This window comes from Teredinibacter sp. KSP-S5-2, from assembly GCF_032773895.1.
GTDB lineage: Bacteria > Pseudomonadota > Gammaproteobacteria > Pseudomonadales > Cellvibrionaceae.
In genome coordinates this window covers 1061204-1076967 of the sequence record NZ_CP120416.1, presented here as the reverse complement: position 1 = coordinate 1076967, position 15764 = coordinate 1061204, and the positions used below count along the sequence as shown (strand labels likewise).

General features: G+C 45.8%; 20 protein-coding genes. 2 read left to right on the top strand and 18 right to left on the bottom strand.

The window, feature by feature from the left end; all coding sequences use genetic code 11:
* Positions 1-97: 97 nt before the first annotated feature.
* The 3 genes from P5V12_RS05135 to P5V12_RS05125 form a co-directional block, all read right to left on the bottom strand.
* Complete coding sequence (locus P5V12_RS05135) at positions 98-460, bottom strand: hypothetical protein (RefSeq protein WP_316956187.1); 363 nt, start codon at positions 458-460, stop codon at positions 98-100.
* A 31-nt stretch (positions 461-491) separates the two neighbouring features.
* Positions 492-1502, bottom strand: a complete 1011-nt coding sequence (locus P5V12_RS05130; protein WP_316956186.1) for a phage tail protein — start codon at positions 1500-1502, stop codon at positions 492-494.
* Positions 1503-1617: 115 nt separating this feature from the next.
* Entirely contained in the window at positions 1618-2256 is a 639-nt protein-coding gene (locus P5V12_RS05125) for a phage tail protein I (protein ID WP_316956185.1), read from the bottom strand.
* Positions 2257-2374: 118 nt separating this feature from the next.
* On the opposite strand from P5V12_RS05125, the gene P5V12_RS05120 reads away from it, so the two are divergent.
* Positions 2375-2857 (top strand): hypothetical protein, encoded by a 483-nt coding sequence (locus tag P5V12_RS05120; protein WP_316956184.1) that lies wholly within the window; start codon positions 2375-2377, stop codon positions 2855-2857.
* Between the two features lie 39 nt (positions 2858-2896).
* Here the strand turns inward: P5V12_RS05120 and P5V12_RS05115 are convergent, their stop codons facing one another.
* From P5V12_RS05115 to P5V12_RS05045, 15 genes are all read right to left on the bottom strand, one after another.
* Positions 2897-3796, bottom strand: coding sequence for a baseplate J/gp47 family protein (locus P5V12_RS05115; RefSeq protein ID WP_316956183.1), 900 nt, complete (start codon positions 3794-3796; stop codon positions 2897-2899).
* 64 nt (positions 3797-3860) lie between these two features.
* Positions 3861-4229 (bottom strand): GPW/gp25 family protein, encoded by a 369-nt coding sequence (locus P5V12_RS05110; protein WP_316956182.1) that lies wholly within the window; start codon positions 4227-4229, stop codon positions 3861-3863.
* Positions 4230-4275: 46 nt separating this feature from the next.
* Positions 4276-4836, bottom strand: a complete 561-nt coding sequence (locus tag P5V12_RS05105) for a phage baseplate assembly protein V (RefSeq protein WP_316956181.1) — start codon at positions 4834-4836, stop codon at positions 4276-4278.
* 1 nt (position 4837) lies between these two features.
* On the bottom strand, positions 4838-5326 hold the full coding sequence (locus P5V12_RS05100) for a hypothetical protein (RefSeq protein ID WP_316956180.1): 489 nt from the start codon (positions 5324-5326) through the stop codon (positions 4838-4840).
* 18 nt (positions 5327-5344) lie between these two features.
* Positions 5345-5887 (bottom strand): phage tail protein, encoded by a 543-nt coding sequence (locus P5V12_RS05095; protein ID WP_316956178.1) that lies wholly within the window; start codon positions 5885-5887, stop codon positions 5345-5347.
* Positions 5884-6207 (bottom strand): hypothetical protein, encoded by a 324-nt coding sequence (locus P5V12_RS05090; RefSeq protein WP_316956176.1) that lies wholly within the window; start codon positions 6205-6207, stop codon positions 5884-5886. Before P5V12_RS05090 ends, P5V12_RS05095 begins: the two co-directional genes overlap by 4 nt.
* Positions 6207-6731 carry a hypothetical protein gene (locus tag P5V12_RS05085; RefSeq protein WP_316956175.1) on the bottom strand — a complete coding sequence of 175 codons (525 nt, stop codon included), beginning with the start codon at positions 6729-6731 and terminating at the stop codon, positions 6207-6209. The genes P5V12_RS05090 and P5V12_RS05085 overlap by 1 nt, the downstream gene beginning before the upstream one ends.
* Before the next feature lie 3 nt (positions 6732-6734).
* A complete protein-coding gene (locus tag P5V12_RS05080) occupies positions 6735-7775 on the bottom strand; it encodes a major capsid protein (RefSeq protein WP_316956174.1) in 1041 nt (346 codons plus the stop codon).
* A gap of 202 nt (positions 7776-7977) precedes the next feature.
* Positions 7978-8361 carry a head decoration protein gene (locus P5V12_RS05075; protein WP_316956172.1) on the bottom strand — a complete coding sequence of 128 codons (384 nt, stop codon included), beginning with the start codon at positions 8359-8361 and terminating at the stop codon, positions 7978-7980.
* Complete coding sequence (locus P5V12_RS05070) at positions 8358-9839, bottom strand: S49 family peptidase (protein WP_316956171.1); 1482 nt, start codon at positions 9837-9839, stop codon at positions 8358-8360. Before P5V12_RS05070 ends, P5V12_RS05075 begins: the two co-directional genes overlap by 4 nt.
* Before the next feature lie 123 nt (positions 9840-9962).
* Positions 9963-10523, bottom strand: a complete 561-nt coding sequence (locus P5V12_RS05065) for a pesticin C-terminus-like muramidase (protein ID WP_316956169.1) — start codon at positions 10521-10523, stop codon at positions 9963-9965.
* A gap of 85 nt (positions 10524-10608) precedes the next feature.
* Entirely contained in the window at positions 10609-11049 is a 441-nt protein-coding gene (locus P5V12_RS05060) for a hypothetical protein (RefSeq protein ID WP_316956168.1), read from the bottom strand.
* A 260-nt stretch (positions 11050-11309) separates the two neighbouring features.
* Complete coding sequence (locus P5V12_RS05055; protein ID WP_316956167.1) at positions 11310-12794, bottom strand: phage portal protein; 1485 nt, start codon at positions 12792-12794, stop codon at positions 11310-11312.
* Positions 12795-12837: 43 nt separating this feature from the next.
* Complete coding sequence (gene gpW, locus P5V12_RS05050; RefSeq protein WP_316956166.1) at positions 12838-13068, bottom strand: gpW family head-tail joining protein; 231 nt, start codon at positions 13066-13068, stop codon at positions 12838-12840.
* A 21-nt stretch (positions 13069-13089) separates the two neighbouring features.
* Positions 13090-15072 (bottom strand): phage terminase large subunit family protein, encoded by a 1983-nt coding sequence (locus tag P5V12_RS05045; RefSeq protein ID WP_316956164.1) that lies wholly within the window; start codon positions 15070-15072, stop codon positions 13090-13092.
* Positions 15073-15274: 202 nt separating this feature from the next.
* Between P5V12_RS05045 and P5V12_RS05040 the strand changes: the two genes are divergently transcribed.
* On the top strand, positions 15275-15571 hold the full coding sequence (locus tag P5V12_RS05040; RefSeq protein WP_316956163.1) for a hypothetical protein: 297 nt from the start codon (positions 15275-15277) through the stop codon (positions 15569-15571).
* Positions 15572-15764 lie beyond the last annotated feature (193 nt).

Genomic DNA, 15764 nt, shown 5'->3' with positions numbered 1-15764 from the left:
ACCCCATCTCACGAGGAAATGTAAAAGTTAAAAATGAAAGAAAGAAAAAGAGAAAACGAAGGGAATGAATTCAGGTATAAAAACGAAAGAATAAAAACTAAGGCACAATCTTATCGAGTTGTTTTACTGTGCTCTTCGGGTTATTTGACCAAGTACGGACTGCATCAATAAACCGCCCCATTGTGGTCTGTTCCACTTCAGTACCATTTCGAAGAATATTCATCTGTTTCCAAAGTGGGTACACATCAATAATCTTTTGCTGTGCAAGAATGCGCTTTTCTTGGGGAGGATCAATCTCGGCCTGACGTTGAACCACTTTACCATCGATAAAGTTATCTCCAGGATCTGGCATATCCTCGCCTTCGGACAGAGACACCCACGTATAGTCGGACTGCCCTTTTACCGAATGCACTCCAATAATGTCGGTGCCGTCAATTTCTAACCAATATAAATTATCCATAAAACGAGTTACTCCTATCTATTGTTCACCATTACTTCCGCCAGATCGCCATGTAATTGATTTGCGATGCGGCATTGTTTTCGCTGTTTTGACAAATCACGCGAATATTGCCATTTTGAATCCGCCATCGGCACCATATTCGGTCAATACCATCAACCTCGCCACCAAAATGAATAAACCCAATACTGGCGAGAAATCCCATAAGATGACTCGTGGTATATCCCACTGGCGGCCCAATATCGGCGTAGTTATAACTGAAGTTATTTGAACCATCCCAATTCACCGCTGACCGTCGATTACGCGTGGTAGTTCGCCCCCAACTCACCAAAAAATTATTGGTCGGCGTATACCGATCATCGTGGTAATGTGGCGTTGGCGGCATACTCGTTGGCCTGCCGCCTATTTGATTCCATGTGTGAGAGTGAACTGCTGGCGTAAATGTGGTCGGCTTACCCGTCACCTGCCCCCAAGTGTGCGTATGCTGTTTCCCAGCATACCGAGCATCACCATGTTGTCGCGTACCCCACGGTGTCATGGCCACGGCAGTATTTATCACACCCGCTCTCGCTTCGGCTTCCGTGACAAGTCGAACGAGCCCAATCTCATCCTCAGTCGCAGGCGATAAATTAAAACCACCTGTTCCCTCAACAACAACACTGTCATCCGGTAAGGCACTCAGTACCATATCAAAGGCTAATAACAAATCCACATCTGCCGATTTCCAAGCGAGTGGCTGTTGCGCATCACTCCATACCGCGAACAGCGTACCATCGGATAATAAAAAACCGATTTCACGTACCCAATACTCCTGGTTTCCATTTTCGATGGCGGTAATATGAATTTGAGTCTGATTCACTCTCGAACCACCTTCAATATCCACGCGATTTTTTTCAGCTCGAAGGTGTGTTGCATTCTGATCTGGCGTCCAGCCTTGCTCACCAAATACCACCTGGGTCAGCCGCGCCTGCAGACCGTCATTGGTAGCATTAAACACAGCGGCCAGTCCTGCGGATGTAATTGTCGGAACTAGCGCGATGGCCATAGCACGTTCTCTCTTAAAAAATTTAAATCAGAAAAGGGAAATAATTAAACAACCGTAAAACGGTACGGAAATTGAGAGGTTAAAAACAAATAAAAATTGAAAAACGAACTAACGGTCAAACTAGCGTTGCGTGTATTCGCACCACATTCACCGCTCGGAGTGTTGATACCGGGTGAACAGGAAGTTGACTGCTGAACGTGGGAGCAACTACCTTAAGACTCACATTGGCTCGATTCGCAACGCGACTGGCTAAGGCAAATTGCAGTGTTTGTTGTAATTGCACACCAATACGAAAGGTGTAATGACTTCGTACTGGCTTGGTTACATCCACAGCGGCTTTTAATGCCGCATATAATTGGGTATTTAATATAGGCCTGTCATCACCACCAAAATTGTCGTTCACCCATGCAGTCAACTCAAAGGTGTGGGGTGGACCATTAAATTCAAACCACTCTCGAATATTTGCCGTCACACCTAAGTTTGCTAATACCCGCTCAATGGAAGCTAATGTGCCTTTTTGCTGATGCACAAATAAAGAATCCGCAATCGCCTGTCGTTTTTGTTCAACAGACCAACCACTTTCCCAATAATCCACTGACACAGCCCACGCTAACCAAGGTAAAAGCACCGCTGGGCACGCCCAAGGATTCCACAGCGTATCCAGTGGAATTGGAATATATGTGGTGCGCTGCAGTGTTTTTTCCAAAGCGCGTTCTAACTCAGAACGATTGGGTGGCAACAATGACCTACTCACTTTGACCTCCTACTGGCAGTCGATGACCTCACAACAGTGACCTAAATTGCCAGGGGATGTCAGAATCACTATAATGGATCAACATCAATAACCGTCTTATTTAGCAAGGGATTCGCTTATGTCCGTTCAGAGAATATACACCCTCTTCGTTTCATCCTTGATATTTTGTTTTCTTTCAACGTTTGCCTATGCAAATGACATTACTGAGAAGGAAATACAAGATTTTATGCTAACAGTTGATACTTACTTCATTAATAAGGACGTTAAGAACATTGAGTCCGTTATGTCCGAAGACTATATTATGGTATCGAACATGGATATCGAGGGAAATACACAGATGAGCACCATGAACAAGGAAGAGACTATCGAAGGGCTAAAAAATAATTGGGCTCAATCCAAACGTTATTCCTATCAACGCAACAGCATAAAAATAAATATTCTAGACGAGATAACTGCGCAGGTTATTGAATCGATTTCAGAGACCGGCGAATACGACTTTCCATTTCAGATAGATTCTACGAACGATATCACGATAAAAAAAATCAACGGAAAATACTTCGTGACACAAGTCTTTTCCAAATCGAAAGCATTTAAGCTCTAGCGAGATAGGTAGACAGGAATTTGTCTTCTTTACTTGTGACTATTCACCCCGCCCTCCCAAGGTAATCTTTTTCTCGGTATTCCATGCCACCTGTGACCGCTGTACGGAAATATTCTGTACTGGTGATAACAAATTTACCTGCTGCACACCGGGTTGATGAAGTGCAGCATACATTCCCGATAATGTAATGTCGTGTCCGAGCTTGTGTCGTGCTTTAAGATAATCATCCAATGCGATGTTAGCCGCTTGTTCAACCACAGACTCATCCGGCCCGGAAAACAAAATGAGTTCGGCCTCAACTGTAAACGGAATAACCTCTGCCGACTGCACCAATACCTGATCGGTCAGTGGTCGAATGGTTTTATCATTTAAATGCGCGTTAACAGTTTGCAATAAGGCTTCACTGGCGATTCCCGCACCATCGTTTGATAGCACAGTGACCACCACCACACCGGGTGTTGGGCTCTGGACACTGGCATCTTTGACCAATGGACTGGCGGCAAGCGCATGGAAAATGTAACTGCCTTCAGGGCCTGCGGTGCTGTATCCTTCGTAGCTTAATTGGGACCGATAACGAAGTCGGTCATCATCTTCGTATTTTGGTGCAACAGGCGGTATTGCAGACTCATCTCCCGGAGACACGATTTCTCGTTGCAATCGGTAATAGCTCGCAACAATGTGATCCAAGTTTGACCCACGCGCATACGCCAAGAGTAAAGCTTTAATGCGATCATTGATTTCTGCGCGAAGCATTAATTCTCGATACGCAGACACTTGTAAGATTTTATAAGCCGGATCACTTTCCACATCGGCGGAAAATTCCGGGTAAGCTTCGGTTAACTCTGCAAGCAATGCCGAAAAAATCGTTTCAAAATCGAGCGTCTCAATTATATCCGGCGCAGGCAGCTTCTCAAGATCAATGGCAGAAAACTGGCTCATAGACGTCTCGAGAAAGTGAAGAGCAATTTAGCAAGAAGGAAGATAAATTCGAGTAAACTCGAAATTAAAAATTCAGTTTCAGGTCAGATAAAATGAGCGGTTCACGCCGTGGTATATAGTCACCTTCAAGCAACAGGATAATTTGTCCTTGATCCACCGACTCCACCTGCACTCGCTTTACTACAAATCGCGGCTCCCACCTCATCAAGGCTTCTGCCGTAGCCGAGTATATCTCAATTATTGTCACCGAATTAATTGGATGATCAATCAAATCAAATAATCGGGAACCGTAGGTTTCCCGCATCACACGTGAACCCAATGGCGTGGTTAAGATATCGCGTATGGACTGGCGCAGATGGTCAATACCTGAGATAGCTTTTCCCGTATTGCCATCGACACCCTGCATGTTATCTCCGAGTATTAGGATTAACAAAAGTTTTTCCAGATTATTTTGTATTATTCCAACAACACTTTTAATATTAGGTGTGATATGTGGCTAAATGTGTTTCATATATATCCCGATCCGCTTGCATACTTCGCGTGTGATCCGTTATGTCGCCAGAGGCGTCAATATCTCCGGCAATGGTTACATCGCCCTCGATGTCTATTTTTCCCTTTATTTTAATTCCGCCATCGGACACCAATGCCGTCGTACCGCCACTGGGCAAAATGATGGAGAGTTTATGCGCTTTTTTATCGTATTGTGTTTCCGCCCCATCTGAATACCGGGTGAAATGTAAATCCTTATCCTTCGTGGGAGAAGGAAAGCGCTTTTGATTGATCGAGCCTAGAATAATGCCCATTGATAGGGTACCACTGGGCGAAAACACGATCACTTGCTCATTAAGATCAATCGGCCACCAAGTCAGATCTTCCCCTGCGCGTTCAGTAATAAATGGCAGTAAAGGCGAAACCAGTTCGCCAAATCGAACCTTGGCTTTCGGGATATCCCCCGATAAATCCAGTGTATCGATTCGGCCAAGTTGGATCATATTGGCCAAACGACGATCCAGCTCGCTAATACGAAATTCTATGTCCATATTAATTTTCCTCAGAAATCAATTCGCCTGTTTCGTCACCCAGTGGGTAAACAAAAATGGACTGCGGCACAATGCCTTCTGTATCCCATTTATTCTCACCCAACCGAAGCGGCTGTACCCACTCGATGAGCCAGATTCGATGCCCCTGAAATTCCGGCGAAAAATAATCTCGAGCCACATTTTTTATTTGCACCAAGCCAACATTTTCCAACATCCAAGGCGATTGAAATAATTCAAATAAAACCGCCGACACCAGTTCCCAGGACTGAGGTTCGGGTTGTGACTCCAAGGTAACCACGCGCGCTTCCCAATGCGCACGCAAAGCCAATTCGCCTGTGCCCGGATCGGTATCCGGTTCCAGTTCCACTAACTCCACCACCAACGCGGGCAAATTGAGGCTGGTTTTCTTTTTAGGGGCAAGGCCGACATAGCCCACCCCTACAATAGTCGACAGCAATTCAACCAACGCATTTAAAATTGAGGTCAACATAGTTGTCTTTTTAATACATTATTTATGAAAGGTTGAACGTAAGATGTAACGCATCTCGCGTTCAAAAAGTTGTTCAAAGTGGCGATAAGCAATCCCGTCTGAGAAATAATCCATTGCATCGCGCAAATCCTGGGAAAAGAAAAAGTACAACTCTTTGATTGGTAACCGTGAATCAGATTTCCGGCGATAGATACCTTCGTGACCTGATCGCATGCGCGCAACGAACGCGTGTTTATGCAGTTTCTTTTTAACCACCACACCTTGATCGTTTTGTACGGCATTGCCCACTTTGGACAGTGGTACTTGACCACTACGTTTAGATAACCCCACCGTGGCTTGCAAACGACTGCGTGATGCCTTAATTGTTAACAAGCCGGATTTTATTAACCCGACACGCAGTTTGGTTTTTGCCGCGACCTCTCTGGCCATCTGCGCACGCACCCAGCGAATGGTCACATTCAGCGATTTAATGGCTGCACGACGAATTTGGTTTTCGGTTGCGCCAACCGTCGCTGCCCATTGCGTTAATTCCGGTGTGGATTCAATCGTGATATTGATCATATCGTTGCCAGTGGTAACGTTTGTGCTACCCACACAAGATGCATTTTTTCCAAGGTGGGTTCCGCTTCAATACGATACGGCACATTGTCCACCGTTAGCACATCCCCAAGTTGCAAATCGGGTACTTGCCAGCGGCGTACATCAAACACCGGTTCTTCACCGTGTATTTCCGCTTCACCGAGTGCAAACAATTTTTCCGGGCGTTTAGGAATTACCAAAATGGCAACAGGTTCTTCGTCTCCCCGCTGCCACAATGCTTCCACACCCAGGCGCACAAATAACGCATCAATCATGCGAGAAAACTGTTCAGGCACTGGCATCAGCTTTTTTCCGTACCGGCCGCAAACAGATCTGTATCATCTTTTTCTGCACCGTCATCCCCTAACCCTTCTTCCACAAGCTGTTGGTAGATTGCCCAAGCGTGGTCACGATCTGCTGCGGTAATGTTCTGCTCCAGAATTTTCTCCAGCGCTTTCACATTTGGCTTTTTATCTTTTCCAAACTCAGCGGGATCAAGATCGGTAATGGCATCGACAATCGCATCAATCAATCCAGCGGCTGGGCCGATCTTTTCGCCTTTGACAATACCTAACGACGAATAGGAACTGGTGGAATTGGCAAGGGTAAGTGCTGCATCGGCTTCGGTTACCCATCGGGCTAATTTCAGCTTCACTAATTGCTCGGCCTCGCGATCATTCTCGATGGGCAATACACACAACGGCGGAATAGTTTTAGGGTTTGGTTTGCGAGTCCTAAAACTCTGATTATTGCCGTTGTTATTTGTGTTTTTATTTTCCTCATCCGCATCGATGACGAAGGTCACCAAGGTCACAATACGTTTCATACACTACCCTCTTTGTCGCACAGTAATGCACATGGAGGCGTTTGGACGATACGGCACAATTAATGGAGCCGATTGCATCAATAACCAACGCACTGCGGGATCTTCTTCTAACCAGGATTTGGAAAAATAGCGATTAGCTTGGTAATTGGCTTTTTCATCTTGGATGACACCATAGCAGCGAGTGCCTTCCAACTCGCCTGCACTGCCCATGAGCACGGTGTAACTGGGCAGTACTGATTGATCCACACCATCGTCATCAACATACACATCGTTGTAGACAAAGAATTCAAAATCGCCAATCGAGCCGACATAACGTACTTTTTTATTTCCCTGGCCAAAGGCAATGGGATCAATGCTTAACGTCGTATCTGTACCACGACGTTTATCCAACAATTTATCCACTTTGTCGTTGTCTTTAAACAGTCGCCACGCCATCGGATCAAAGACTACCGTGCGTGCCGCCGCCCCCGAAACTAACTGAATAATACTTGCCCAATCTTCCAAATCATTGAGTGGGTTCACACCGGGTTCGCCCCACTGCAAATTCCCCAGCAAGACACGTGTGAGGTCGGCGTGCCGCTTAAAGTCTACTACTTTGGTTGGATAGTTTTCACCGGATACCGTCACACGACCAAACCGCATGGCTTCTGAGGCCATAACTTCTTCTCGTCGTGTGAGATTTTCCAGTTGGTTGGTCATCGATTTATTCAGTGCAGCCTCCCGGCGGTTCATCGGCGTTAATGAACCACCAATGGTTTCACCGATGGCACGCTTCAGCGGCGCATTGGGATTGAACCGTCTTTTGTCTTTCACATAAGCCGGTTTAAAGGAATAGGTTTGATACCCTTCTTCCGCCACCACCTTGCCTTCCACCAAAGGTGAAACGAAGGGCGCAAGGCGCGGCTTGGATTGATCAATATCGAAGTGAATTTCTTCACTGTCTTCAGTTTGCACGGAGGGAAAAAAGGCATCGAGTAAAAACGACGCGGGACGATGTAGTGATTCCACCACCCGATTTAACACAAATGTGGAAAAAATATCCATGAACTTACCTATAACGCGGACACGCAAAACCCCACAGCCTTTCCCTACCGGGAGCCGTGTGTTGCGAATACAAAAATGAGAAGAAACGAATTAAAAAATGAAAAAAAATAATTAAAAAAACGAAAAGGAGAATGCGCGAAACGATGGATGTCGAGTGACCGACATAGGGTTATTAAAAAATTGAGATTCTTTACAACTCAGATCAAGCTTGATTGGCACTAAGAAAAATCGAACGAATACGAAAAGCACGACGCACGGTTTCCAGTGTATGACCGTCTCCCAATGTCAACGCCTGCGAATTAAAGTGACCGGAAAAATACGCCATTGCTTGCACAGGGCCTTGGGTCGCATCCACCGGTGCGGCCAACACCGCCTCGGGAATTTCCGAACCGTCTTCGGCACCGGCGGCGCTGAAGACAAAGAGTTGTTCATCATCAATTTCACCAATAACAGCGCCAGCGGGATAGTCCACACCACCCCCGACGGTAACCTGCATCACCACTCTTGGAAATTCACCGGCAATTAAATTGTCAACAACCGAGCTGCCCTGATCAACAAACCCTTCTGCAATACCTGGATAACTCATACCTCACCTCCTAATGTTTTTTGTGTATTTTGTATATTTTGTGTGTTCTGTGTGTTTTGACTATTGTGTGAATGCTTGACGGAATAGCTGGCAATACGCTGTGCCGCCGCTTCCATTTTTTTCTGTTCATCATCCTCGCCCTCCTGATCCTCAGCGGCAGGAGCAATCTCCGGGTTTTGAATCCCGGCCATTACCTGCTCAAAACTCGATGTCGGTTTAGTCGGCGTATTCTGTTGAACCGGCGCGGCGTTTAAGGTGCTCACCGCCATCTCCACTGATATGTCAGAGGAAAATGCCAAGTGTTGTGCAAGCTGCTCCCGACCTTTGGCCGCGTCATCACCCAAAATGGCCGCAATACGCTGTCGTTCTTCATCTTTTCCCGTTTGAATACCTGCTTGTTCACCTTCTTTTTTGCCTTCGGCTTTTCCTTGTTCAAACGAAACTGAATGGGTGGTGGATTGAATGTCTTCCACGAGCTGCGGATAGGCAGCAGTAAGGGATACCACGTCGGTCGGCGTATTGACCGCTGATGTTGTAGCAGAATGTGGCGAAGGTGTTTCCGGCTCGGAGGTATGTTGCGTCATGGTGTTTTTCTCATGCTGTAAAAATGAAACACCCCGCGAAGGTGCGGGGTGTAATGGAAAACTCTGCGTAGTATCAAGTCGCCTTTTTTTATTTTTATTATTTTTTTTATTCAATTCTTCAATCACCGAATCCAAGCTGCCCAGCTTATCGGCGAGCCCTACGGTCACCGCATGTTTCCCAATAAACACATCCCCACCGCCGAACTCGTTTTCAACAATCGCCGAATCAACGCCTCGATGTTTTGCCACCGAGTCAATAAAGACCTGAGCAAGTTCATCAATACGATTTTGAATCCGTTGTTTTCCGGCATCCGTCGAGACATCGGGTCGTTTGTGCGGGCTTTGTGATGAAACAATTTCAATTACGTTGTCATCTTTAAAGTGGCGTACTGTCGCCACCACACCGATTGATCCGAGTTCTGCGGTATCGGATACGATAATTTTGTCTGCTGCTGACGCGATCCAATAGGCACCGGATGCGGCATCGCCAGAGACATAGGCATAAATCGGTTTAATGCCCCGCGCTCTATAAATTATTTTTGCCAGCTCAGACACACCATTGACTTCACCACCAGGCGAATCCACATTTAAAATAATCGAATGAATATCTGGGTTGGCTAAAAGCGCTTGCATATCTTTGCCAATAAGCTCGTAACTGGTCGCGCCGCTAATGCGCGTAAAAATATTCGCATAGCGAAACAAGGGGCCAACCACCGACACAATGGCCACACTCTCACGCACTTCACTGAGTTGCGTTTCCAGCATTTGGTCATTGATGTTTTCCGCGACCCACTGCTGCACATCATTCTTTCGCTGTGCAATACTGAGGATCGTTTCCAAAACACGTTCGGAAATCGCCCACGGTGTTTGCTGGGCATAGTTGTAAAACGTCATGGAGTCACCGAAAAACAGAGTAAAAGGAAAAATAACCAATAAAAAGCTAATCGAGGTATTTAAGAGAATAAAAAAAAGGCCCAGGGGGAACTGGGTCATGCCCTAGATAACAGACAATACACGTTAGACAACCTGCATAAGTAAACGTGCTTCCTGATTACGTCGTGTTGTGTATCGATCTTCAAAATCGAGCAGGATAGTCAGTGTTCGTTTCCAATCTTGTTCCGTAATCGCTTGCCAAAATTTAGGCGCGCGTTTTTTAAGACCAATACCATATTGGAACGAGACTGACGCAATCACGGTTTGAATCGGAGATGGCAACGCTGAAAAGCGTATTTTGTCTTTATCAATCGACGCGTTGTACACCACTTCCAGCTTCAACGTATGTTGTGTTTTGACCGAAAAATCAATCAATTCGGCTTGAGCGTTAGAGATCTTAAGCGGATGATTCTTTAAATACGCCTCGGCTTCTTCACCTTGATACCCACAATAGGGAGAAAGCAAGTTCACTAAAAACGCATTTAATCCCAAGTCAATGAGGTCTTGCTTGGTACGTTGCCCAAGGTCAAACCCGGTGGCGATGGTCACACCACTGCGACTGCTTTCAGGGTCGGGGACATACCCCTGCGTTTGACAACCGCCTTCAAGTTTTTGGATAAAGTCATAGTCGATGTTGACCGGCATAGTGTTTCTCTCGTTGGCTTAAAAATGGGGCAAAAAAAAGCCCAGGCCGTTGCCTGGGCTGTGTGAATGTTCGTTGAGCAATCGATTAATACTCGGTGAGTTCTTCCGAATGCACTCTCCAATGCGTCTTCTCTTTTATAAGTCTGCCTCTGAAAAACACACCTTCAACGGGATAGTCGATGTCAAAATGTATGTCGTTTCGTATTCGATAGAATTGGTGGACGTCGAGATAGGTTCCACTCTTCGGTTGCGCCATGAATTTTACAGGAAGCCCAAATTTTATTACGTCAATACCCGGAGGCACATGCCCGTTAGTTTTCACAACTACCGGTACTCTATCTTCCAATTCAGGATGAAAATATTGTTGCAGACTGGGATAGTCCAACAGGGATTGAAACGCAGCATGTAAATCCCGTTTCTCGACATCGATTTCTGTCAAAGGAATGGTTGCGGGGCACCCCGTTGTGATCATGACAACGATCAATATCCAACAACGTTTAATTTCAGAAACACTCAATCTAACCAAGAGTTGACGCCTTGTTGATAAAAGAATTTCAGAGTAGAACGTTCGAGACAAGAAGAAAATACTTTTCTCTTCATGCCATTATAAATAGAGCGAGATAAAGCCTTAGTCACCCAAGGCTGTATCGTCATGGACAAGAAAATCAAAGCCAAATATTTATTCTTATTATTATTTGTTACTTCGATGTTCGAAACTATACCGATAACCTGTGTCTGCCATTGGAAATACATCACATCTAGATAGCAATCCCTATCGTCAAAAACCTAATTTGAGACATCATTCGAATTTTCTATAGCGAGTTCTTCCATTTTTGCTTTCTCTCTCGCCCGCTGCTCTAATACATCCTCCCAATCCAGACCTTGAGTCGCACATTCTTCTTCCAATGTGGATAAGCCAATGTCCATCCGAATTTGCGACGCCTTCGCTTCTTTAACTGGATCAATCCAACCACGACCAGGGCCGATCCAACGACACCGAGTCCAGGCCGTTTTGGCTTGATAAAAATTCGGTGCGTCAATGAGTTGTTTATTGATGGCTTCTTCTAACCACAAACAATAGATTCTGCTCGCCCAGTTTTGCCCCAACCAAGTTCGACGCCCCATAAAAAATCGCCAGGCTTCCATGAGTGCAGCTCGAGCACTGGCGTAATTGGTTTTGGAGAAATCCTTCATCAATAATTCATAAGGAAGGTTTAAACCTGTGCCGATATGACGAAGAACGTTCTCTACAAATTGGGCATAACCGGAGTTAGGACGTCCCGGCGTGAACGATGAAAGTTTGTCCCCAGGAAAGATCGGAATGACCGCCCCACCTTGGAGCTTAACCGACCACTCTTTCCTGGCTTTTAAGTAGTCTTCCTGATTACCACCGAATAATTCATTGATGCCCTCTAGATCGAGGGGCGTTTCAATAAACGCGGCCACCATTGCATTAACCACCGCCGCTTGTAATTCAGAGCGTTCATAGTGATCCAACATCTTAAACATCGGCATGATGGCAGTAAGCAATGGCTTACTTCGATGCTGACCAATGCGTTGTTTTTCCAACACATGGATGACTCGCTCTCGACCAAATTTTGTTCGAGCTGGAATACGTTGCCAGGAATGTTCTGTCACCCCCTGGAAATAATCGCCAGGGTGATGCTTTCGCAACCAATAGGCACTCGCACCGCCATACGCATCTAACTCTATACCGCCCCGCAACGCTTCCTGATCTTGTTTGCCATGCGGGTTTTCCAAACGATCCGATTCGACGAGCTGAATTTTTGTGGCATAAGGGCCACTATGAGTCGGTAGCCACAACGGTAACGCGACTGCCTCGCCGTTTTCCAATACCGAACGAAAAACCAATGTCGTCATACCAGCAAAGGTCAAACTTCGCGTTGCATCACAATCGGTACTATCAGCCCATCCCCGCCATAATGATTCGACGTGTTTTGACCAACCATCGGCCCAGTCTTTCGTTTTGCCTAATGCAATATAATCAGGTTTTGCGGAAAGGCGTAAACCAATCCCCACCACATTATCTGTAAGCGTCTGAATGCCGCCGGAGGCGACTCCGTGGTTACGAATTAAATCGCGAGAACGTGAGACTAAAGAAGGTAGTTCCGAATTAAGGTCACTATCCGCTGATCCTATCCCCGGCGTCCAAGAAGCAAGCTCTTTTGCAGTCCGTGACGCAGCGCGATGTGACGTATCCCAAGCCAAGGGCTTTCCATCTGCACCGAGAATAGTAGACGGTACAGACATACAGACCTTATCGAAAACAATTAAATTATGATTTAACGAATGACTAAAATTTTATGAACAACGGTTTCCGACGCGGTCTCCCCAGAGCGCGCGCAATATCCTGTTTTAATTTCGCGATATACCGTTCCAAATGAGCGATATTCGTTTCTGAAAATGTCGTTTCACCATAGTCGTCCACCTTGACTTTGACTTCTCTGGCTCCAGTCATCAGTTTATGCAGTGCAATTTCAGCTTCTTCCAATCGCGTTTTTAATATCGTAATATCCGCCATCATAGCACCTCTTTAACATCAGATTTATAAAAATGGATCATCAGAAGATTGTGTGGTTTGCAATCCTTGCAGTGGATTAATTTTTGGGGATTGCGCCGAGTGAGAATGGTTCTTTTGGTATTGTCCAGCCATTGCATCAATGGCTTTCTCTAAACGCAACCAATGCAACTCACGGAATCTATCCAGGCCGTAAATCATCGCCGCTGCCCGGTTATACACCCGGCAGTCCAAAACCTCGTTATTTTGTCCCGCATCTTTTTCCCAGATGGCTTTGGGAAAACCGTTCTTGATACGAATCACCCGACGTTCTGCAGTAATCTGTTTAAAAATCTCTTCACCATATTGCGGAAAATGACAATACCCCGCTGGAAATCCTTCCCCCTTCGCGAATTGTTCGTCAGTGGGTTTGGGGAGTTTTAACCAACCGTAGAGTTCCGCTTTAGCAACTGGAACACCTAAATTCCAGAGTTTTAATCGTGATCGTTTTCCCGCTATATCAACATTGGAAACCGAGCTAATCAGTGCAGTTTCTTTGTCACGTCCTTTGATGGCAACAACGGTTCGAGGTTGTGACGCCCTTGCGCCAGCCCCACCCCATACCGCTTGGGGAAATTTTTTCACCCAGGAGTAAACGGTTTGTGTGTTGTAGCCCGAGTCAACAGACATAACTCGAATGGGTAGCGTTCCACCGCGTGCATGAGGAAAATCCGTGTTTAATACCTTTTCTAATTTATTCCACACGGTTTGTTCTGCGGTATTTCCCTGCAAGATAAAATATTCGACTGAGAAGGATTCACGATTTCGACACCACGCCACCACTTCACATTCAATTCGGTCTTTTTGTACATCAACGCCCGCCGTTAAGAAGAGCCCTTTCTCAGGAACAACGCCCATCGGATAGTCTTCACGACGCTCATACAAGCGTGTCCAATCCGGCGCTTCGAATTCTTCTTCGTAGGCTTCGCCCAGGACGGTATTGATAAAGCCCTTCATCAATTCTGGGTGCTTTAATGCTTGCTCATACATTCTTACCGCATCAGCCCAACTGAACCAGCCAAGCGGAGAGTACAGCGAAGACAAGTGAAAACCAACAGTAATCCCATCGCCTTCTGCCGTCGCAATCCATTCACCTTCGGCCAACATTTTTGTTTTATGGTATTCAGCAATACCTCGCTCGCACGACTCGCATATACACTCCACGCCATCGGGATTCCCTTTTGGCCACTTAAATCGTGAAAAGACCAATCGTTGTTTATGGCCGCAATGGGGACAAGGCACAAAGTAATAGCGCTGATCCGACTGCAGAAATTCGCGCAAAATACGCGACGTGCTTTTTAATGTCGGCGTGCTTACTAAGAAGATTTTACGCCGACGGGAAAACGTTGCGGAACGACGCTCGGCAAGCAGGATAGGATCGCCTTCGCCATCAAGATCTACCGGGTATCCATCTGTTTCGTCCAGCAGCAAGTACTTAGCTGGCATCGCTCGGAGTGAAACGGCAGAGTTAGCGCCACTCATAACGAGCACACCGCCAGGGAAGTCTTTCGACATCACCGTATTTGAAGCATCTCTCGTGCGCGCAGGCGCGATACGCGCCTTAATTTCCGGCACATCGTCAATAAGTGGATCAATACGCTGACGAGACGCTCGCTTGGCCATGTCCACCGTTGGCGAAACGAACATGATTGGCGCTGGCGCATGATGGATCGCATAGCCCAAAAAATTAATGCCTGCCTCTGTTCCTCCGATTTGACTGCCTTTCATAAAGGCTACGCGCATAACGGGCGACGAGGTGGATAAACAATCCATAATCTCCGTCAAATAGGGCGTTCTTGCATTGCGCCATCGCCCAGACTCCGCTGCACTTTTCGGAGATAGAATTCGGTATTCGTCTGCCCACTCAGACACGGTTAAAAGTGGGTCTGGTAACGTTCCCTCTTTCCACGCATTTTCAATCGAATCAATGCCGTCGTAGTAGTCCACAGCGACATCAAAAATTCCGTGCATGGGGTTTCATAAATTACATAGTGCGTATTCGCTACCGAGGATTTAGTACGAATCAAGGCATTAAAATATCTAAATCCATGTACCCATCGGATTTAATAATTGACGATAAAAAACAATAAAGCCATCGTCCGACTCAACATCAGAGTGGATTCTTCGTTGCAATGAAGCGTTAATGGCCCCCCCAAACACAAGGGACTTACCGATGAATCAAGATATCATTGACAAAATTGAATCTGAAAAAAAAGGACTAATAGCGGCGATAGAAGCAATCAACTGCTACGCCGAAACGAACCTTCTGATAAAAAGATGCAATTTAAGGCTTTGGCACCTTAACTTTATACAAGACTTGAAAGCCAATATAGAAAAACAGTTGTGTATGATTCGGGATATCGAAGATCCTGCTTTATTTGAGCTAACATTTGTTATAGATAAATCGATTCAATTTAAGCTCTTTTCCTGGTCGATAACCTTACGTCTCAAAATGGTCAAAGCACCATAATAATAAACGAACATCTTTTCCCATCCCCACAAGCGACAATTACCTGTCGCTTTTTATGCCGAATTCAAATACTCATTCCGAAAAAAGCAAACACAATCCGATCATCCACATTTCAAATGACGATTCCGCCGAACTCTTCGATTTATTTATCTTTTCTTTGAACTTCAGCTTGCTTCTCTTCCGAATTGAAGCG

What these genes read in the sequence shown, in the direction of transcription:
- P5V12_RS05135 (WP_316956187.1), bottom strand. Translation starts at nt 460, where the DNA reads ATGGATAATTTATATTGGTTAGAAATTGACGGCACCGACATTATTGGA.
- P5V12_RS05130 (WP_316956186.1), bottom strand. Translation starts at nt 1,502, where the DNA reads ATGGCCATCGCGCTAGTTCCGACAATTACATCCGCAGGACTGGCCGCT.
- P5V12_RS05120 (WP_316956184.1), top strand. Translation starts at nt 2,375, where the DNA reads ATGTCCGTTCAGAGAATATACACCCTCTTCGTTTCATCCTTGATATTT.
- P5V12_RS05115 (WP_316956183.1), bottom strand. Translation starts at nt 3,796, where the DNA reads ATGAGCCAGTTTTCTGCCATTGATCTTGAGAAGCTGCCTGCGCCGGAT.
- P5V12_RS05105 (WP_316956181.1), bottom strand. Translation starts at nt 4,836, where the DNA reads ATGGACATAGAATTTCGTATTAGCGAGCTGGATCGTCGTTTGGCCAAT.
- P5V12_RS05100 (WP_316956180.1), bottom strand. Translation starts at nt 5,326, where the DNA reads ATGTTGACCTCAATTTTAAATGCGTTGGTTGAATTGCTGTCGACTATT.
- P5V12_RS05095 (WP_316956178.1), bottom strand. Translation starts at nt 5,887, where the DNA reads ATGATCAATATCACGATTGAATCCACACCGGAATTAACGCAATGGGCA.
- P5V12_RS05090 (WP_316956176.1), bottom strand. Translation starts at nt 6,207, where the DNA reads ATGCCAGTGCCTGAACAGTTTTCTCGCATGATTGATGCGTTATTTGTG.
- P5V12_RS05085 (WP_316956175.1), bottom strand. Translation starts at nt 6,731, where the DNA reads ATGAAACGTATTGTGACCTTGGTGACCTTCGTCATCGATGCGGATGAG.
- P5V12_RS05080 (WP_316956174.1), bottom strand. Translation starts at nt 7,775, where the DNA reads ATGGATATTTTTTCCACATTTGTGTTAAATCGGGTGGTGGAATCACTA.
- P5V12_RS05075 (WP_316956172.1), bottom strand. Translation starts at nt 8,361, where the DNA reads ATGAGTTATCCAGGTATTGCAGAAGGGTTTGTTGATCAGGGCAGCTCG.
- P5V12_RS05070 (WP_316956171.1), bottom strand. Translation starts at nt 9,839, where the DNA reads ATGACGTTTTACAACTATGCCCAGCAAACACCGTGGGCGATTTCCGAA.
- P5V12_RS05065 (WP_316956169.1), bottom strand. Translation starts at nt 10,523, where the DNA reads ATGCCGGTCAACATCGACTATGACTTTATCCAAAAACTTGAAGGCGGT.
- P5V12_RS05055 (WP_316956167.1), bottom strand. Translation starts at nt 12,794, where the DNA reads ATGTCTGTACCGTCTACTATTCTCGGTGCAGATGGAAAGCCCTTGGCT.
- gpW (WP_316956166.1), bottom strand. Translation starts at nt 13,068, where the DNA reads ATGATGGCGGATATTACGATATTAAAAACGCGATTGGAAGAAGCTGAA.
- P5V12_RS05045 (WP_316956164.1), bottom strand. Translation starts at nt 15,072, where the DNA reads ATGCACGGAATTTTTGATGTCGCTGTGGACTACTACGACGGCATTGAT.
- P5V12_RS05040 (WP_316956163.1), top strand. Translation starts at nt 15,275, where the DNA reads ATGAATCAAGATATCATTGACAAAATTGAATCTGAAAAAAAAGGACTA.